This is a genomic window from Streptomyces sp. NPDC023838 (assembly GCF_040639555.1).
Lineage (GTDB): Bacteria > Actinomycetota > Actinomycetes > Streptomycetales > Streptomycetaceae > Streptomyces.
In genome coordinates this window covers 44,572-61,590 of record NZ_JBFAAD010000026.1, presented here as the reverse complement: position 1 = coordinate 61,590, position 17,019 = coordinate 44,572, and the positions used below count along the sequence as shown (strand labels likewise).

18 protein-coding genes are annotated in these 17,019 nt (G+C 73.5%); 6 read left to right on the top strand and 12 right to left on the bottom strand.

What is annotated here, in order from left to right:
* Positions 1-37: 37 nt before the first annotated feature.
* The 3 genes from AB0G17_RS26960 to AB0G17_RS26950 all read right to left on the bottom strand — a co-directional run bounded on the left by AB0G17_RS26960 (position 38) and on the right by AB0G17_RS26950 (position 3,501).
* A complete protein-coding gene (locus tag AB0G17_RS26960) occupies positions 38-2,503 on the bottom strand; it encodes an FxsB family cyclophane-forming radical SAM/SPASM peptide maturase (protein WP_361388027.1) in 2,466 nt (821 codons plus the stop codon).
* Between the two features lie 16 nt (positions 2,504-2,519).
* Entirely contained in the window at positions 2,520-2,708 is a 189-nt protein-coding gene (locus AB0G17_RS26955) for a hypothetical protein (RefSeq protein WP_361388024.1), read from the bottom strand.
* 220 nt (positions 2,709-2,928) lie between these two features.
* On the bottom strand, positions 2,929-3,501 hold the full coding sequence (locus AB0G17_RS26950) for an XRE family transcriptional regulator (protein ID WP_361388021.1): 573 nt from the start codon (positions 3,499-3,501) through the stop codon (positions 2,929-2,931).
* A 124-nt stretch (positions 3,502-3,625) separates the two neighbouring features.
* Between AB0G17_RS26950 and AB0G17_RS26945 the strand changes: the two genes are divergently transcribed.
* Positions 3,626-4,489, top strand: coding sequence for a DMT family transporter (locus AB0G17_RS26945; protein ID WP_361388018.1), 864 nt, complete (start codon positions 3,626-3,628; stop codon positions 4,487-4,489).
* 5 nt (positions 4,490-4,494) lie between these two features.
* On the opposite strand, the gene AB0G17_RS26940 is transcribed toward AB0G17_RS26945, so the two are convergent.
* Both AB0G17_RS26940 and AB0G17_RS26935 read right to left on the bottom strand, forming a co-directional pair.
* A complete protein-coding gene (locus AB0G17_RS26940) occupies positions 4,495-5,238 on the bottom strand; it encodes an acyltransferase (RefSeq protein ID WP_361388015.1) in 744 nt (247 codons plus the stop codon).
* Positions 5,239-5,315: 77 nt separating this feature from the next.
* Entirely contained in the window at positions 5,316-5,846 is a 531-nt protein-coding gene (locus AB0G17_RS26935; protein WP_361388012.1) for a gamma carbonic anhydrase family protein, read from the bottom strand.
* Positions 5,847-5,940: 94 nt separating this feature from the next.
* On the opposite strand from AB0G17_RS26935, the gene AB0G17_RS26930 reads away from it, so the two are divergent.
* On the top strand, positions 5,941-6,381 hold the full coding sequence (locus tag AB0G17_RS26930; protein ID WP_361388009.1) for an SRPBCC family protein: 441 nt from the start codon (positions 5,941-5,943) through the stop codon (positions 6,379-6,381).
* A gap of 1 nt (position 6,382) precedes the next feature.
* Here AB0G17_RS26930 and AB0G17_RS26925 read toward each other — a convergent pair whose 3' ends face one another.
* The 3 genes from AB0G17_RS26925 to AB0G17_RS26915 all read right to left on the bottom strand — a co-directional run bounded on the left by AB0G17_RS26925 (position 6,383) and on the right by AB0G17_RS26915 (position 8,136).
* The gene (locus AB0G17_RS26925) at positions 6,383-7,036 is read right to left on the bottom strand and encodes a DedA family protein (RefSeq protein ID WP_361388005.1); all 654 of its coding nucleotides are present in this window, start codon (positions 7,034-7,036) and stop codon (positions 6,383-6,385) included.
* A gap of 77 nt (positions 7,037-7,113) precedes the next feature.
* A complete protein-coding gene (locus AB0G17_RS26920; RefSeq protein ID WP_361388002.1) occupies positions 7,114-7,428 on the bottom strand; it encodes a hypothetical protein in 315 nt (104 codons plus the stop codon).
* Between the two features lie 270 nt (positions 7,429-7,698).
* The gene (locus AB0G17_RS26915) at positions 7,699-8,136 is read right to left on the bottom strand and encodes a DUF4442 domain-containing protein (RefSeq protein WP_361388173.1); all 438 of its coding nucleotides are present in this window, start codon (positions 8,134-8,136) and stop codon (positions 7,699-7,701) included.
* A gap of 110 nt (positions 8,137-8,246) precedes the next feature.
* On the opposite strand from AB0G17_RS26915, the gene AB0G17_RS26910 reads away from it, so the two are divergent.
* Together AB0G17_RS26910 and AB0G17_RS26905 are read left to right on the top strand one after the other, a co-directional pair.
* Positions 8,247-9,311, top strand: a complete 1,065-nt coding sequence (locus AB0G17_RS26910; RefSeq protein WP_361387999.1) for a hypothetical protein — start codon at positions 8,247-8,249, stop codon at positions 9,309-9,311.
* 89 nt (positions 9,312-9,400) lie between these two features.
* Entirely contained in the window at positions 9,401-10,720 is a 1,320-nt protein-coding gene (locus AB0G17_RS26905) for an MFS transporter (protein WP_361387996.1), read from the top strand.
* Here the strand turns inward: AB0G17_RS26905 and AB0G17_RS26900 are convergent.
* From AB0G17_RS26900 to tuf, 3 genes are all read right to left on the bottom strand, one after another.
* On the bottom strand, positions 10,682-11,527 hold the full coding sequence (locus AB0G17_RS26900) for a fused MFS/spermidine synthase (RefSeq protein ID WP_361387993.1): 846 nt from the start codon (positions 11,525-11,527) through the stop codon (positions 10,682-10,684). The genes AB0G17_RS26905 and AB0G17_RS26900 overlap by 39 nt on opposite strands.
* A 131-nt stretch (positions 11,528-11,658) precedes the next feature.
* Positions 11,659-12,498, bottom strand: a complete 840-nt coding sequence (locus tag AB0G17_RS26895) for a patatin-like phospholipase family protein (protein ID WP_361387990.1) — start codon at positions 12,496-12,498, stop codon at positions 11,659-11,661.
* 182 nt (positions 12,499-12,680) lie between these two features.
* Complete coding sequence (gene tuf, locus AB0G17_RS26890) at positions 12,681-13,850, bottom strand: elongation factor Tu (protein ID WP_361387987.1); 1,170 nt, start codon at positions 13,848-13,850, stop codon at positions 12,681-12,683.
* 487 nt (positions 13,851-14,337) lie between these two features.
* Here tuf and AB0G17_RS26885 point away from each other — a divergent pair, with 487 nt between their 5' ends.
* Positions 14,338-15,183, top strand: coding sequence for a TVP38/TMEM64 family protein (locus AB0G17_RS26885; protein WP_361387984.1), 846 nt, complete (start codon positions 14,338-14,340; stop codon positions 15,181-15,183).
* A 119-nt stretch (positions 15,184-15,302) separates the two neighbouring features.
* The gene (locus AB0G17_RS26880; protein ID WP_361387981.1) at positions 15,303-16,181 is read left to right on the top strand and encodes an undecaprenyl-diphosphate phosphatase; all 879 of its coding nucleotides are present in this window, start codon (positions 15,303-15,305) and stop codon (positions 16,179-16,181) included.
* On the opposite strand, the gene AB0G17_RS26875 is transcribed toward AB0G17_RS26880, so the two are convergent.
* Positions 16,168-16,977: a crotonase/enoyl-CoA hydratase family protein gene (locus AB0G17_RS26875; protein WP_361387978.1), complete on the bottom strand. Its 810-nt coding sequence runs from the start codon at positions 16,975-16,977 to the stop codon at positions 16,168-16,170. The genes AB0G17_RS26880 and AB0G17_RS26875 overlap by 14 nt on opposite strands.
* Positions 16,978-17,019 lie beyond the last annotated feature (42 nt).

The window sequence follows — 17,019 nt, the reverse complement described above, 5'->3', positions numbered from 1 at the left end:
CGGAACCGCCTGTACGAGCCGATTCGGGGGCGGCCGGTCACCCGCGCGGCGCGTTGCGGGCCCGCCAGGCGTCCCGGTGGCGCCGGGCGGAGTCCCTGGCAGCGGTGAGCGCTTCGGGTGCGACCCGCTCCGCCCGCCAGGCCGCGGCGCTCTCCCCCATCCCGGCGACGAAGCGTTTGCCCGGGCCGGTGAGCGCGCCGCAGCGGGCGAGCGTGTCGATCGCCTCCGACGTCTGCCGACGCCAGCGCGCGAACTCCGTCTCGGCCCTGCCACGCGCCGCCGGGGTCTGTGCGGTGGTGCGCCGCACCCGCCAGAAGTCGGTGACCGCCAGGTGCGCGTACGCGCCCTGCAGCAGCGCGCCGAGCGGTCTCGGGTCGTCGCGCCAGGGGGCGTAGTAGCGGCCGGTGTCCTCCGGGTCGTACAGGTCGCAGCTGTCGAGCACCGCGCCCAGCTTCACGTGCTGGAACTCGTGGACGATCAGGAGGGCGAGCGGGGCCGGGGCGGCGGGGCGGGCCGCGCCCACGGCCCCGAAGGCGTCCCGGCAGGTGGCGCTGGTGTCGCCGCCCGCCCGGGGGCTCAGCGGGGTGATGGACCGCAGTCCGGCGGCGATCCCCGGTGCGTACGACGGGAGGTGACGCTGGATCAGGGACCAGGCTCCGGCGAGCGCGTCGGCCCAGGCGCGCGCCCCGGAGGCCGGAAGCCGCTCCTCGACGGGCCAGGGGTAGCGGTCGCGCAGCGGGTCGGTGTCCTCCAGGGCGACCCTCCAGCCGCTCGCCTCGAAGAGCCGTACGGGCTGCCAGTGCGGGGTGCGCCCGTCCAGGCCCTCGCTCCAGCCCATCCGTATCCTGCGGCCCCCGGCCCGTACCGTGAACCCATAGGACTGCGCGGTCAGTTCGGCCTCCTCGGCGCCGCCCGGCAGCAGGGCCCGGCCGATGCCGGGCAGCCGCAGGGTGCCCTCGCGCAGCGGTACGACGACGGTGTCGGCACGCCTGGCGCGCAGCGCCGCAGACGCCGCGAGCTCCGCCAGACCGCCCGCGAGCGCGCCGGGTTCCCGGCCGCCGAGGACGCCGAGGGCCCATGGCCGGAAGTAGGGGTGGGCGAGGGCGGCTTCCAAAGCGTGCGGCGCCGCCGTGTCCAGGTCGAGCAGCAGCTCCCAGGCGGCGGCCGCCCGGCGGTCCGCGGAGTCCGCCCGGCCGCCGACGGCCGCGAGCAGGCCGCGGTTGAGGTCGAGCTGGGCGAGGGCGAGACGCTCGACGGTGCCGGCGCCGCCGAACCCGGCCGCCAGCTCGTCGAAGTCGGCCGGTTCCAGGGCCGGTTCGGCCTCGGGCCGGGCGTGCTCCTGGGCCGGGGCGGGCTCCTGGGCCCGGGCGTGCGCCGGGTGCTCGGGGAGCGACTCGTGGGTACGGATGTTCATGATCAGCGCCATCAGGTCGGGGCAGAACACGGACGGGTTGTCGAAGCCGGTTCCGGTCCGGTAGCGGTGGGCGTAGAGGCCGCCGCCGCAGGACGCGACCACGGGACAGGCGGTGCACTGCGCGCAGAGCGCCTCGATCCCCTTCTGGCGGGCCAGCATCCCGGGGTGGGTGAGCACGTCGTCGAGGCTGTGCTCGAAGACGTTCATCCCGGTCGCGGGGGCACCGTCGTAGGACGTTTTGAGGCTGTCGGCCTGCTCGAAGGTGCCGTCGGTCTCGACGACGACCAGGTCGGCCGGGGCGAGCCCGAGGGACTCGGTGAGGCTCGTGCCGCCGCGCAGGGTGCGCTGGACGGACTCGAAGAGCCGTACGGGGACCGGGCGCCCCTGTCCGTCCCAGCGCCGGTACACGGCGTCGAGCCAGTCCGCGTACGGCGTCGGCGAGCCCGCAGGGCGCGGCGGCGGGTGGTCCCAGGTGGCGTGCGGCAGCAGGAAGTCGATGCGCGGCGGGCGCAGCGCGGCCAGCGCGTCGTACACCGCGACCGGGTCGTTGGCCAGGTCGATGGTGCACAGCAGCCCGGCGAACAGCTCCCGGTAGCGCGGACGGCTGAGCAGGGCCACCGCGTCGAGGACCCGGGCGTGGCTGCTGCGGCCGTCGGCGTAGCGGCGGTGGCGGTCGTTGGCCGTCCGGTCGCCGTCGAGCGAGACGCCGACGCGGATGCCCAGTTCACGGAAGAGCTCGCAGAACTCCTCGTCGAGCAGCACCCCGTTGGTGTGGATGCGCAGATCGAGGGCGCTGACGCCGCGCAGCGCGCGGTGCAGCTCTTCGGCGGCGCGTCTGAGGAGCACGGGCCCGGCCAGCAGCGGTTCGCCGCCGTGCAGCACCACATGGACGGCGGGCAGCCGGTGGGCCCGGGCGTGGGCGGCGATCCCGGCCGCGGTGGCGGCCAGGATCTCGTGCGAGACCGCCCTGGGCCGGCCGCGCCAGCTGGTGTCGGCGTGTTCGTACACATAGCAGTGGTCACACGCCAGGTCGCAGCGGCTGTGCATCTTCACTACGACCTGCGACACCACCGGAGGCGACCGGTCCATGGCGCGGGGCCTCCGGCTAGAGCGCCGACTGGAAGGCGGCGACCGGAACCGTCGAAGCGTTCTCGGCGGCGATCAGGCGCTGTATCTGCGCGGGGAGTTCCCCGCCGCGCGCCTTGGCGGCCTGTGTGTGTAGTGATGGCCGTTCACGGCCCTGGCGGTCGGGCGCCGGACAAGGTCGTTCGGCGGCCGTGACGAGATGTCCCATGATCCCCCCACCGGCGGGCGTGCGTCGTTGCGGGAGGGTGATTGCCCTCTCCGCACTTGTCTTCCCCGCATCGGCCACTCTCGCACAGGACCGCGCCGATCGGTTTCGACTCCCGTGCGGGGATGGCCGGTTCACGCCACCCGCCGGATACCCACGGCACTGCTCCGGAGCCACTGCGGCCCCACGGGTCGCGGCCCCACGGGTCGCGGCGCCGGGGGCCTCAGCGCTCGAACGGGACCGAGATCGCCATGGTCATCTCCACCGGCTCGGTGCCGTCGTTGCGGTAGGTGTGGCTCGTACTGGCCTCGAAGGAGACCGAGTGGCCCGCCGGGACGGGGTGTTCGGCGCCGTCCACGACGAGGGTGAGGGTGCCGGCGGCGACGTGGATGAGCTCGAAGGTGCCCACCGGGTGCGGGTCGGAGGAGCTGCCGTCGCCGGGCATCAGGTGCCACCGCCACATCTCCAGCGGGCCGGGGGCCTCGGTGCCCGCGAGCAGCGTGCTGGAGCTGCCGCGCTCCGTGGACCAGAGCCGGACGGCCTGGTCCGGCGGCACGATCCGCACACTGGGCCCGCTCTCGTAGTCGAGCAGGGTCGTGATGCTCACGCCGAGGGCGTCGGCGATCTTCACCACGGTGCCGACGCTGGGGTTGGTCCTGGCCTGCTCGATCTGGATGAGCATGCCGCGGCTGACCCCCGCACGGGTGGCGAGCGCGTCCAGGGTGAAGCCGCGCTCCCCGCGCCAGCGCTTGACGTTGCGGGCCAGGGACTGGGTCAGCAGATCGAGGTCCGACACATTCCGTCCAGGATGGGGGCCACCGAGGAGGCGACCGACTAATATTTTGGATGACAAGTTCAGTATAGTGAACTACGGTCCGGTGCACCGAACCGTTCACCGCACTGTACTGCGAGGCACTCTCATGACGGCACTCTTCGCCCTGGCCACCAGCCTCCTGTGGGGGCTGGCCGACTTCGGCGGCGGGCTGCTCACCCGGCGCATCCCCGCGCTGACCGTGGTCGTCGTCTCGCAGGCCGTCGCCGTGGCCGTACTCGGCGCGGTCGTCGTGGCCACCGGCGGGTGGCACGAGGCCGGGCCCCAGCTCTGGTTCGCGGTGGCGGCGGGCGCGGTCGGCCCGGTCGCGATGCTCAGCTTCTACAAGGCGCTGGCGCTCGGCCCGATGGGCGTGGTCTCCCCGCTCGGCTCGCTCGGAGTGGCGGTGCCGGTCGGGGCCGGCCTGGTGCTCGGCGAGCGGCCGGGCGTGCTCCAGTTCGCCGGGATCGCCGTCGCGGTCGTCGGCATCCTCATGGCGGGCGGCCCGGAGTTCCGGGGCGCGCCGGTCCAGCGCCAGGCGATCGTGCTCACGCTGCTCGCCGCGTTCGGCTTCGGCGCGGTGATGGCGCTGATCTCGGAGGCGTCGACCACGATCACCGGCCTGTTCCTCGCGCTGTTCGTCCAGCGCGTCACCAATGTCGCCGTCGGCGGGACCGCGCTGTACGTGTCCGTGAAGCGGGGCGGCGACGCGCTGCCGGAGGGCGGCGGAGCTGTGGTCGTCGCCGCCCTGCCCGCGCTCGCCTTCGTCGGCCTGGCCGACGTGGCCGCCAACGGCACCTACTCCATCGCCGCCCAGCAGGGGCCGGTCACCGTCGCGGCCGTGCTCGCCTCGCTCTACCCGGTGGTGACGGCGCTGGCCGCGCGGGGCGTGCTCAAGGAACGGCTGCGCGGAGTGCAGGCGGCGGGGGCGGGCATCGCGTTGGTGGGCACGCTGCTGCTGGCGACGGGGTGACGGGGTTACACCTCGTCCGACGTCAACTCCGCCACCGCGAGCAGCTGTTCAGGGGTGACCCCCTCGGGAATCGGCACCGGGGCCGGCGTGCGCAGCGGCGGCTGCCAGCCGTTCTCCTGGTCCCAGGTCCGTACGACCCGGGCGGGCGCCCCGGCCACCACGGCGTGGTCGGGCACCTCGCCCCGGACGACCGCGCCCGCCGCGACGACCACGTTGCGCCCGAGCCGGGCGCCCGGCAGCACGACGGCGCCGGTGCCGAGCCAGCAGCCCGGCCCGATCTCGACCGGCTCCATCCGGGGCCACTGCTTGCCCACGGGCTGGTGGGGGTCGTCGTAGCTGTGGTTGGTGGAGGTGATGTAGACGTATGGGCCGCAGTACGTGTTGGAGCCGATGGTCACCGTCGTGTCCGCGATGACGTGGCTGCCCCGGCCCAGCACCACGCCGTCGCCGAGCGTCAGGATCGGCTCGGAGCCGAGGTCGAGGCCGGGCATCATCCCCGCCGTCAGCGTGACCTGCTCGCCGATGATGCAGTGGTCGCCCAGCTCGATCCACGCCTCGCCGAAGACCGTGCCCTGCGGGAACGCGAGCCGGGTGCCGGAGCCGATCCGGCGGAAGCGCAGCCGCCCGGGGTGCTCGGCGGTGACCGCCCCCGCCTGCTGCACCCACTGCCAGCCGCGCTGGACCGCGCCGGCGGCCAGCCGGCGTCGCCAGGCGGTCAGCGATGAGAACGTGTTTCTGTTCTTCGGCACCCGCACACGGTACTCACCGCCGACCGCGCTGGTCAGCGCAGGGACCTGTGATCTTCCGCTCAGGCCGGGCCCGGCGGTCAGCCGCCGTGCGCCTCGCGGTGGTCCCGGGCCAGGCCCAGATACATCAGCGCGTTGACCTTGATGCCCTCGCGCTCCTCCTCGCTGAGCTCGCGCCTGACCTTGGCGGGTACGCCCGCGACGAGCGAGCCGGGCGGTACGACCATCCCCTGCGGCACCAGCGCCTGCGCCGCGACCAGCGAACCGGCGCCGATCACGGCCCCGTTGAGCACGGTGGCGCCCATGCCGATGAGCACGTCGTCCTCGACCGTGCAGCCGTGCAGCACGGCGTTGTGGCCGACCGAGACGCGCTCGCCGACCGTCACCGGGAAGCCGGGGTCCACATGGACCGTGCAGTTGTCCTGAATGTTGCTGTCGGCGCCGAGCGCGATCGGGCCGCAGTCGGCCCGCAGCACCGTGTGGTACCAGACGCTCGCCCCCGCGGCCAGGGTCACCTCGCCGAGCACCACGGCGGTGGGTGCGGTGAACGCCGCCGGGTCGATCTGCGGCTGCTTCCCGCCCACACCCACGACCAACGCCTGCTCTGCCATGCGCCACTCCTTCGTACGGATCCCATCGCACCCAGGGGCACGGTAGGCGACGGACCGCCGGGGTGTGCGGCCGGGTGGCCCGTACGATCACCGGATGGCACTCTTCCGGCTCGACCGGCGTACGGAGGCGGGCCCCGCCGAGGTCTGGCTGCGGCTCACCGACTGGGCCCGCCACTCGGGGAGCGTCCCGCTGACCCGGATCACCGTCCGCACTCCCCCGCCCACCGGCGTCGGCACGGTCTTCGTGGCCCGCACGGGCATCGGGCCCCTGGCGTTCGAGGACCCGATGGAGGTCGTGGTGTGGGAGCCGCCCGGGCCCCGCGGGGCCGGGCGCTGCCGTCTGGAGAAGCGCGGGCGCGTCGTCACCGGCTGGGCCGAGATCGAGGTGCGCCCCGGCGCCGAAGGGGCCGGGGCGCTGCTGGTGTGGCGGGAGGACCTGCGGGTGTGGCGGCTGCCGCGTGTCCTCGATCCGCTGACCTCGCGCGCGGGCCGGTATGTGTTCGGCCGCGCGCTCACGGTCCTGCTCGGCAGGTGAGTCAGTCGGCGGCGGGCACGTTCTCGGCCGGGGCGGCCGCCTCGATCTCGGCCGACGCCTTCTTGGCGCGGTTCTTGACGACCAGCATCGAGACCACGCCCAGCACGGCCGCGAGGCCCAGACCCACGTACGAGAAGTTCTTCAGCCAGGACTCGGCGACCACGCCGATGTAGTAGATGGCGGCCGTCGTGCCGCCCGCCCAGCAGATGCCGCCGAGCACGTTGGCGATGAGGAACTTCCAGTACGGCATGTGCAGCACGCCCGCCAGGGGGCCCGCGAAGATGCGCAGCAGCGCGATGAAGCGGCCGACGAAGACCGCCCACATGCCCCACTTCTTGAACGAATTCTCCGCCATGGCGACATGGCCGTCGCTGAAGTGCTTGGGGAACTTGGCGCCGAGCCAGGCGAGCAGCGGTCTGCCGCCCTTGCGGCCGATCGCGTAGCCGATGGAGTCACCGACGACCGCGCCGACCACGGCGGCGGCGCCGAGGATCACCGGGTTGATGTGACCCTCCTGGGACGCCAGCAGTGCGGAGCTGACGAGGACGATCTCGCCCGGCAGCGGGATGCCGAGGCTCTCCAAGCCGATGACCAGCCCCACCAGGAGGTAGACACTGACGGCGGGGATGTTCTCCAGCCACTCCTGGATGTGCAACGCCCGTTTCCTCCCGATCGCGGCGGGCAGACGCCCGGCGTGCGCCCCCCTTGGCGCACGCCGGGAAGCCTACCCGCTCACGCCGCGTCGACGGCGTCCCAGAAGCCGCACCGGTGCGCGCGGGCGACCGTGGTGACCACCGCGTCACCGCCCGCCGACGCCGTGCGCAGCCGCAGCACCCGGCCCGGGGAGCCGTCGCCGGACGACCCCGGCATCGCGGGCTGCCCGGCCGCCCGGGGCGGGTTCCCGTGCAGGAAGGAGCCCCAGTACGCGGTCATCTGCCGGGCCGGCGCCCGCTGTTCGCGGTCGAAGGGCGCGTCGAGGCCGAAGTGGCGGAAGACCGTTTCCCGCAGGTCCGCCCTGTGGCTGCTCGGCGGCGCCGTGTCGGACATGACCGTCACTCCTTTGCGTGCGGGCAGGGCGAGGTGACACGTGCAAACGCGAGGACGTGCTTCGGCTTCTGAACACACCATGAGCCAGAAGGCCGTTGACGCACCGTCAGGCACCACGTGTTGCCCGAGAAAGCCAGGACCGGCCCGGAACGGAGTGAATAAGTTGAACAAGAAACGGATCCGGCCCCGAGTGTCCACGCACTCGGGGCCGGATCCGTTCGGGAACGGCGTGGATCAGCCGATGGATCAGCCGGTGGATCAGCTGATGGATCAGCTGTTGGGGCGCAGGGTCCACACGACGGTCATCTCGCCGGTGACGGCGCCGTCCTCGCGGGTGATCGCGATGGCGACCGGGAACTCGGGGCGCTCCCCCGCGTCCAGCTCCGCGACGACGTCCGCGATCGGGCGGCCCAGCGTGGCGGTGGCGGTGACCACGCCCATGGCGAGCTTCTTGTAGCCGATCTCCGCCTTGACGGCGAGCGGCACGGCCCGGCCCATCTGGTCGCCGAAGGCGGCGATCACGATGGCGCCGCTGGCGGACTCGGCGAGCGTGAACATCGCGCCGGCGTGCGGTCCGCCGACGTGGTTGTGGTAGTCGGCCTGGTCGGGCAACCGGACCACGGCCCGCTCGGGGGTGGTCTCCAGGAACTCCAGATTGAGGGTCCTGGCCATGGGAACGGTCGCGGCGAGCATCTCGCCGACGGACATCTGATCAGCGCTCATGGCATCGGATGTTACCCGCGAGTAGTAGACCTTGACCATCCCCTCACAGGGGCGGACGTTGGAGGCGCGAGCCGCCCCCTCTATGGTTACTCGCCATGTGGCAAGGACAGCAGCCGCCCGGGGGCGAGCAGAATCCGCAGGACCCGAACCAGAACCCGTACCAGCAGCCGGGCTATCAACAGCCCAACCCGTACCAGCAGCCGACGCAGCCGGGGCACCAGCCGCCCGGCGGCTACCAGCAGCCGGGATACGGGTATCCGCAGCAGCCCAACCCGTACCAGCAGCCGACCGTGCCGCAGTACGCGGTGGGAGCCCCGCCCGGACCGCCGGTACCGCCGCAGGACGACGACGGCGGCAAGAAGAAGACGACCCTGATCGCCATCATCGCGGCGACCGCGGTCGTGGTCGCCGCGGTCGTCACCGGCGTCGTGGTCATGAAGGACGACGGCAAGGACACCAAGGCCGACGACAACAAGCCGTCGAAGAGCGTCTCGGCCCCGCCGCAGGCCTCGTCGCCCGCCGCCCAGCCCAACCCGCGCGGCGGCTCCACCGAGGAGGCGAAGCCGACCATCGCGGGCTGGAAGGTCATCACCAACCCCAAGTGGGGCACGGCCTTCGACGTCCCGTCGGACTGGGAGTTCAAGGGCCCGAGCTGGGCCGGTGGCTTCGAGGACCACGCCAACCCGACCGGGAAGCCGATCATCATGCAGTCGGCGCCCGCGTACTACAAGCCCAAGTGGTGCAGCGAGGACTCCAACCACGACGGCAACACCGAGGACACCGAGCTCGCGGGCACCGGCACCAAGGGCGCCAACGGCGCCAAGAACACCGACGAGGTCGCCGAGAACCAGGTGCCGTGGTGGGTGTACGGCGCGTACACCCAGCCGGACAAGAACATCATCAAGACCACCAAGCCCGTCCCGTACACCACCAAGTCGGGCATCGTGGGCAGTGTCGCCCGCGCCTCGGCGACCGGGGTCAAGAAGACCAGCAAGTGCGACACCGACGGCCAGGCGATCACCTTCGGGTTCAAGAACGCCAAGGGCGACTTCGTGGCCTGGAGCCTCTACGCGGTCACCGGCGTGAATGGCGCGGTCTCCGAGGACACCATCCAGAAGATCCTCAGCACCGTCCGCCTCGCCGGTCAGCCCACCGGCTGACCCCCGCCCGTACGCGGTGACACCCCCGGCACCGCGTACGGCGCAGAATCGGTTTGGCACATCGGGGCGGCGGCGGCGATAGTCCACAGGTGACATCCGCTGCCGCCGTCTCCCGCTTCCGCCGCCCCACCTGGGCGGGCCGCAACTACACCCTGCTGACCGCCGCCGCGATCGTGACCAATCTGGGCAGTCAGGGCGCCCTGATCGCCTCGGCGTTCGCGGTGCTGCAGGCGGGCGGCGACGGCGGCGACGTGGGTCTGGTGGCGGCGGCCCGTACCGTGCCGCTCGTCCTCTTCCTGCTCGTCGGCGGCGCGCTGGCGGACCGGATACCCCGGCACCGGGTGATGGTCGCCGCCAACAGCCTCAACTTCCTCTCCCAGGGCGCCTTCGCGCTGCTCGTGCTGACCGGCACGCCCCAGCTGTGGCAGATGCTCGCGCTCAGCGCGCTGGGCGGTGTGGGCCAGGCGTTCTTCGGCCCCGCCTCCGAGGGCATGCTGATGTCCAGCGTGCAGGGCGAGGAGGCCGGTCGGGCCTTCGCGCTGTACCGGATGGCGATGCAGGGCGCGGGCATCGGCGGCGCCGCCCTCGGCGGGGCGCTGATCGCCGCCGTCGGACCCGGCTGGGTACTCGCCGTGGACGCGACCGCCTTCGCCGTCGCGGGCGGGCTGCGCGCCTTCATCGACGTCACCCACATCCCGGCGCGCGAGCCCGGCGGCGGCATCGTGGCCGATCTGCGCGACGGCTGGCGGGAGTTCATCGGCCGCCCCTGGCTCTGGGCGATCGTGGCGCAGTTCTCGATCGTCAACGCCGTGGTGGTGGCCGCCGACGCGGTGTACGGACCGTTGGTCGCCCGCGACCACCTGGGCGGGCCGGGGCCGTGGGGCCTGGCGCTGGCCGCGTTCGGGGCGGGCACGGTCGGCGGCGCCCTGGTGATGATGCGCTGGAAGCCGCGCCGGCTGCTGTTCGTCGGCTCGCTCTGCGTCTTCCCGCTCGCCCTGCCCTCCGCCGCGCTCGCGGTGCCGGTGCCGATCGGGGCGCTGGTCGCGGTGATGTTCCTGACCGGGGTGTCGATCGAGGTGTTCGGCGTCTCCTGGATGACCGCCATGCACCAGGAGATACCCGAGGAGAAGCTGTCGCGGGTCTCCGCGTACGACTGGCTGGGCTCGCTCGCCGTGGTGCCGCTGGCCACCGCGCTCGCGGGTCCGGCCGAGAGCGCCTTCGGCCGTACCTCCGCACTGTGGGGCTGCGCGGTGGTGATCGTGGTCCTGACGGCGGCGGTGCTCACGGTCCCGGACGTACGGAACCTGACGCGCCGCACCACGCAGGTCGCCGGGGCTCCGGCCGATGCGGACGCAGCGGTTCCGCCTGTCTCAGCCGATGCCGAACGCCCCCTCGGGGGGCTCGGGTGACGGCTGCGCCTCGCTGTCCGGTACGGGCTTCGCGCCTGCGATGAACCGCCGCAGCACGTCCCCGTGCTCGACCCGGGCGGGGAAGGCGTCCCCAGCCGTCAGCCGGGCGAGGGGGGCGATCGGCAGCGGCCCGTGCGAGGCGAGCAGCACCACGTTGCCGAACCGCCGCCCGCGCAGCACCGAGGGCTCGGCGATCAGCGCGACCTGCTCGAACACCGCCCGGAAGGTGGCCAGTTGGGGGCGGAGGAAGGCGAAGGGCGCGCCGTCGGCGAGGTTGGCCGCGTACAGCCCGCCGGGCCGCAGCACCCGCTCGGCGCACCGCGCGTACTCGACCGAGGTGAGGTGCGCGGGCACCCGCGAGCCGCCGAACACGTCCGCGACGAGCAGATCGGCCGAGTCCTGCGGTGCGGACTCCGTCCAGGCGCGGGCGTCGGCCGCGTGCACCCGGATCCCGCTGCCGCCGGGCAGCGGCAGATGCTCGGTGACCAGGGCGAGCAGCCCGCGGTCGGCCTCCACCACGTCCTGCCGCGAGCCCGGGCGGGTCGCCGCCAGATAGCGCGGCAGGGTGAGCGCGCCGCCGCCGAGGTGGAGCACGTCGAGCGGTGCGCCCGGCTCCCCCGCGCAGTCGACGACGTGGGCGAGCCTGCGGGCGTACTCGAACTCGATGTACGTCGGGTCGTCGAGGTCGACGTAGGACTGCGGCGCGCCGTTCACGGTGAGCAGCCAGGCCCGCTCCCGGTCCACGTCGGGCATCAGCTTGGCGGTGCCCCAGTCCACTGTCCGGCTGACCGGTATCGGCTCGTTCACCGTCCCATTGTGCGGCAGGCGCTCCGCTGGAAATGAGGGCCTGCGGCTGCGGGTTGTCTGTGGCTGGTCGTGCCCACGCGGCGGAGCCGCACGACGGCACAGCCCCGCGCCCCTGAAGAGGCGCGGCGCCCCTACGCCCAGAGCTCTGCCACGGCCGCCGCGTGGGCCGCCGCCTGGGTGCGGCCCGCTCGGGCGGCCGGGGCGCGGCGGGACGGCTCCAGGGAGTTGCGGCCGAAGGCGCGGCGGGCGGCGGAGTCCGGGGTGATGAGCTCGACGCGCGCGCCCGCGGCGGCCAGCTCGGCCGCCTGGGTGCGCGGCGAGTCCAGCGGACCGCCGCCGAGCGCCAGCGGCGCGAGGACCAGCACCCGGTCGTATCCGGCGGCGAGCTGGGCGTTGGCCGGGGAGTGCACTCCCCCGTCGATCCAGCGGCGGCCCTCGATGGTGACGGCGGGCCACACCCCGGGCACCGCGCAGCTGGCGGCGACGGCGTCCACCAGCTCCACACCGCTGTCCCCGTCGAAGATCCGCAGTTCGCCGCTGTCCGCCGCGACCGCCGTGATCCGCAGCCGCCGCGTCGGCCACTCATGGGCGACCAGCCGTCCGGCGATCACCTCGCGCCGGGCCGCTTCCTGGCCCGTGCCACCGGCGAGCGCGACCCGGCCCAGCTTTCTGCCGTACTCCTCGGGCGTACGGGAGGTCAGCGCCGCGCGGGCGAAGCGGAACACCGCGGCCGGGCCCAGGTTCGCCGGGATCTCGCCGTCGGGCCGGGCGAGCTGACGTTCATACAGCTGCGGCAGCCCGATCCGTCCCGAGGTGATCTGCGCGGCGACCACCGAGCCCGCCGAGCTGCCGACCACCAGCTCGGCGCCGGTCACGTCGACGCCCGCCTCGGCGAGCCCGTACAGCATGCCGATCTCCCAGCCCACGCCGGTGATTCCGCCCGCACCGAGCACCAGTGCCGTGTCTCCCATGCCCGCAGTGTGACGGAACGCGTCGGGCCCGCCTCCCCCGGGGTCCCGGAGGAGACGGGCCCTTTCGGCCACCGGTCATCGGTCGCGCCAGACATCGGCCACCGGTCGTCGGCCACCGGTCGTCGGTCACCGGTCGTCGGCCACCGGTCGCCGCTCATCGGCCACCAGTCATCGGCCACCGGTCAGAGGAGCCCGGTGATCGTCCCGGCGCCGACCGTGCGTCCGCCCTCACGGATCGCGAAGCCGAGGCCTGGCTCCAGCGGCGTGTCCCGGCCCAGCTCGACGGTCATGGTGACCGTGTCACCGGGGCGCGCCACGGCCGCCTCGCCGAGGTCGACGTCGCCGACCACGTCCGCGGTGCGGATGTAGAACTGCGGCCGGTAGCCGGTGGCGACCGGGGTGGTCCGTCCGCCCTCGCGCGCCGACAGGACGTACACCTGCGCGGTGAAGCGGCGGCTCGGCGTGACGCTGCCGGGCGCCGCGACCACCTGGCCGCGCCGCACCGCGTCGCGGGGCACCCCGCGCAGCAGCAGCGCCACGTTGTCCCCAGCCTCGGCGGACTCCATCGGCTTGCCGAAGGTCTCCAGACCGGTGACGACCGTCTCCACGTCCGCGCCGAGCACGTCGACGCGGTCGCCGACGCGGACCGTGCCGCGCTCGACGGCGCCGGTGACGACCGTGCCGCGGCCGGTGATGGTCAGCACGTTCTCCACCGGCAGCAGGAACGGCGCGTCGGTGTAGCGGACCGGCATCGGCACATAGGTGTCGACCGCGTCGAGCAGCGCCTCGATCGCCGCCGTCCAGCGCGGGTCGCCCTCCAGCGCCTTCAGCCCCGAGACCCGGACGACCGGCACCGAGTCGCCCCCGTACCCGTGTGCCGAGAGCAGGTCGCGGACCTCCAGCTCCACGAGGTCGGTGAGCTCCTCGTCCCCGGCGTCCGCCTTGTTGAGCGCCACCACGATGTGGTCGACCCCCACCTGGCGGGCGAGCAGGACGTGCTCGGCCGTCTGCGGCATGATCCCGTCGAGCGCGGAGACGACGAGGATCGCCCCGTCCAGCTGGGCGGCGCCGGTGACCATGTTCTTGACGTAGTCGGCGTGGCCGGGCATGTCGACATGGGCGTAGTGGCGGGTGTCGGTCTCGTACTCGACGTGCGCGATGTTGATGGTGATGCCCCGCGCGGCCTCCTCCGGCGCCCGGTCGATCCGGTCGAACGGGACGAAGGTGCCGGTGCCGCGCGCGGCGAGGACCTTGGTGATGGCGGCGGTCAACGTGGTCTTGCCGTGGTCGACATGACCCATCGTGCCGATGTTGAGGTGGGGCTTGGTGCGTACGTATGCCGTCTTGGGCATGGCTGTGTCCCTCGGATGCTGAATGGCTCGAAGCCGCGACGGGACCCCTGGATCCGGCCGACCCTCCCCCTGCGGGGTCCGCCGGTCTCTCCGGGAAGGGTCAGCTTCGGGCGCCGCCGAGGGGCGCTGCGATCGCGGCGATCGACGCCGCGGCGAGGGCAGCCTCCGGCGCGTCCGCGACTGCGGACGGCGCTGCGGGGAAGGCGTGCCGGAACATGCGCCGATCATGCCCCGGCGCCGGGCGCGCGTCGAATGGTTTTCGGCGGTGGGGGGTTGGGGGCGGGAGCTCGGCAAGGGCTCAGCGGTTTCAGGTGCGGGGGCTGTTCGCCCCTGCGTACGGCCGTAGGACCGAGCCGTCACGACGGCAGGACGACGCCCGCTCCGACCGTGCGACGACGCCCGCTGCGACCGTGCGACGACAGCCGATACGGCTGTAAGGCGACGCTCGTTACGGCGATCACACGCCCGGGTCGGTTAGTCTCCCCGGATGTTCGACGACCGCGTCGCCCGCCCGTCCGCCGGACTCGCCGTGCGCTGTACCAGGGCCCTCCTTTCGCCCTGGTCGCGGCTGGCCCTCCTGGTGCTGGTGCTCGCGGCGGCCGCCACGACCGTGCTGCTGCTCGAACCGCAGCGGCTGCTCTCCGACGGCTGGCCGCACCGGCTGAGCGGCGGCGCCGCGGTGGTCCTGTTCGGTGTGGCGTACGGCCTGTGCACCGCGGCGTTCGTGCCGCGCCCGCTGCTCAACCTGGCCGCGGGCGCGATCTTCGGGTCGCAGGCGGGCTTGCCCTCCGCGCTTGCCGGGACGGTGCTCGGCGCCGGGATCTCGTTCGGGCTCGGCCGGGTCCTCGGCCAGGACGCGCTGCGGCCACTGCTGCGGGGCCGCTGGCTCAAGGCGGCGGACGGCCAGCTCAGCCGGCACGGCTTCCGGTCGATGATGGCGATCCGGCTCTTCCCCGGTGTGCCGTTCGCGGCGGCCAACTACTGCGCCGCGGTCTCCCGGATGGGCTGGCTGCCGTTCCTGCTCGCGACGGGCCTCGGCTCGGTGCCGAACACGGCGGCGTACGTGGTCGCGGGCAGCCGCGCCGCCTCCCCGACCTCGCCGGTGTTCCTGATCGCGATGGCGTTCATCGCGTTGTCGGGCCTGGGAGCGGCGGCGATGGCCTGGCGCAAGCGGCACCGGCTGAGCGGGCCGCCGGGAGCGGCCGGGCGGCAGGCGGCCGAAGCCGACGCGCAGCCCACGGCCACCGCCTTGGCAGGACCCCCCGCGGCCGCCTCCGCAGGACCCTCCGTATCCGCCCCCGCAGGACCCCCCGCGTCCGACAGGACCGCATAACTCCCGCTTCATCTCCGGCCTGTACGCTGCCCTCCGACCGGCGTCGATCAGATCATCACACCGGCCGTCGCATCGTCGTGCCCGCAACCGTCTTCAGCACCCGGGATGGCCCACGCCCCATGTCTTGGTTCGAATCGTTCATACTCGGACTTGTCCAGGGGCTGACGGAGTTCCTGCCGATCTCCTCCAGCGCGCACCTCCGCCTCACCGCGGCCTTCGCCGACTGGCAGGACCCGGGGCCGGCGTTCACCGCGATCACGCAGATCGGCACCGAGACAGCCGTCCTCATCTACTTCCGCAAGGACATCGTCCGGATCATCTCGGCGTGGTTCCGCTCGCTCACCGACCGGCGGATGCGCGCCGACCAGGACGCCCGGATGGGCTGGCTGGTCATCGTCGGCTCGATCCCGATCGGCGTGCTCGGCATCGTCCTCAAGGACCAGATCGACACCACCTTCCGCGACCTGCGGGTCATCGCCACCACGCTGGTCGTGATGGGCGTCGTCCTCGGCGTCGCCGACCGCCGCGCCGCCCGGGACGAGGCGGGCGGCCGCCACCGCGCGGTCAAGCAGCGCAAGTCGCTCCAGGACCTGAGCGTCAAGGACGGCCTGGTCTACGGGATGTGCCAGGCCATGGCCCTGATCCCGGGCGTCTCGCGCTCGGGCGCCACCATCAGCGGTGGCCTGCTGATGGGCTACACCCGCGAGTCCGCGGCCCGCTACTCCTTCCTGCTCGCCGTCCCGGCGGTGCTGGCGTCCGGCGTCTTCGAGCTGAAGGACGCGGGCGGCGAGGGCCAGGCTCCGATGGCCGAGACGCTCTTCGCCACGGTGATCGCCTTCGGTGTCGGCTATGTCGTGATCGCGTGGTTCATGAAGTTCATCTCCAGCAAAAGCTTCATGCCGTTCGTCGTCTACCGCATCCTGCTCGGCATCGTTCTCTTCTTCCTGGTCGGCGCCGACGTCCTCAGCCCGCACGCGGGCGAGGTCACGGGCGGCTGACGCCGTCCTCGGCCGCGTCCCCGAACGCCCCGTGCCGCCCCGCCCCCGCCGCGAACCGGGCCGCCCCCTCGGCGGCCCGGGCCAGGGACCGTACGCCGTGGCCGAGTTCGTTGCGCAGCGCCTCCGCCTCGCCCATGCCCTCCTGTTCGAGCAGCGAGAGCCGGTCCTCGCGCAGGCACAGCTGGGGGAACGCGGCGATCCGGGACGCCAGCTCCTCGGCCGCCGCACGGGCCGTCCCGGTCGGCACCACCCGGTCGGCCAGGCCGATCGCCAGCGCCTCGGCCGCGTCCACCGGGCGGCCGGTCAGCACCAGGTCCATCGCGCGGCCCGCGCCGATCAGCCGGGGCAGCCGTACCGTACCGCCGTCGATCAGCGGCACGCCCCAGCGGCGGCAGAAGACGCCGAAGACCGCGTCCTGTTCGGCCACCCGCAGATCGCACCAGAGCGCGAGCTCCAGGCCGCCCGCCACGGCGTGCCCCGAGACCGCCGCGATCACCGGCTTGGTCAGCCGCATCCGGGTCGGGCCCATCGGGCCGTCGCCGTCCTCGGTCACCGCGTTGCCGTGCTCGGTGCCGATCGCCTTGAGGTCGGCGCCGGCGCAGAAGGTGCCGCCCTCGCCCCACAGCACCGCGACCGCCGCCTCGTCGTCGGCCTCGAAGGCACGGAAGGCCTCGGCGAGCGCGCGGGCGGTCGGCCCGTCCACGGCGTTGCGCGCGTGCGGGCGGGAGAGCACCACGGTCGTGACGGGTCCGCCGCGCTCGCTGCGGACGGCGGCGGATTCGCTGGGTACGGTCATGGCGCCCACGGGTAGCACGCGCCACCGCCGGCCCACAAGGGC

What these genes read in the sequence shown, in the direction of transcription:
- AB0G17_RS26960 (WP_361388027.1), bottom strand. Translation starts at nt 2,503, where the DNA reads ATGGACCGGTCGCCTCCGGTGGTGTCGCAGGTCGTAGTGAAGATGCAC.
- AB0G17_RS26955 (WP_361388024.1), bottom strand. Translation starts at nt 2,708, where the DNA reads ATGGGACATCTCGTCACGGCCGCCGAACGACCTTGTCCGGCGCCCGAC.
- AB0G17_RS26945 (WP_361388018.1), top strand. Translation starts at nt 3,626, where the DNA reads ATGACGGCACTCTTCGCCCTGGCCACCAGCCTCCTGTGGGGGCTGGCC.
- AB0G17_RS26935 (WP_361388012.1), bottom strand. Translation starts at nt 5,846, where the DNA reads ATGGCAGAGCAGGCGTTGGTCGTGGGTGTGGGCGGGAAGCAGCCGCAG.
- AB0G17_RS26930 (WP_361388009.1), top strand. Translation starts at nt 5,941, where the DNA reads ATGGCACTCTTCCGGCTCGACCGGCGTACGGAGGCGGGCCCCGCCGAG.
- AB0G17_RS26920 (WP_361388002.1), bottom strand. Translation starts at nt 7,428, where the DNA reads ATGTCCGACACGGCGCCGCCGAGCAGCCACAGGGCGGACCTGCGGGAA.
- AB0G17_RS26915 (WP_361388173.1), bottom strand. Translation starts at nt 8,136, where the DNA reads ATGTCCGTCGGCGAGATGCTCGCCGCGACCGTTCCCATGGCCAGGACC.
- AB0G17_RS26910 (WP_361387999.1), top strand. Translation starts at nt 8,247, where the DNA reads ATGTGGCAAGGACAGCAGCCGCCCGGGGGCGAGCAGAATCCGCAGGAC.
- AB0G17_RS26895 (WP_361387990.1), bottom strand. Translation starts at nt 12,498, where the DNA reads ATGGGAGACACGGCACTGGTGCTCGGTGCGGGCGGAATCACCGGCGTG.
- tuf (WP_361387987.1), bottom strand. Translation starts at nt 13,850, where the DNA reads ATGCCCAAGACGGCATACGTACGCACCAAGCCCCACCTCAACATCGGC.
- AB0G17_RS26885 (WP_361387984.1), top strand. Translation starts at nt 14,338, where the DNA reads ATGTTCGACGACCGCGTCGCCCGCCCGTCCGCCGGACTCGCCGTGCGC.
- AB0G17_RS26880 (WP_361387981.1), top strand. Translation starts at nt 15,303, where the DNA reads ATGTCTTGGTTCGAATCGTTCATACTCGGACTTGTCCAGGGGCTGACG.
- AB0G17_RS26875 (WP_361387978.1), bottom strand. Translation starts at nt 16,977, where the DNA reads ATGACCGTACCCAGCGAATCCGCCGCCGTCCGCAGCGAGCGCGGCGGA.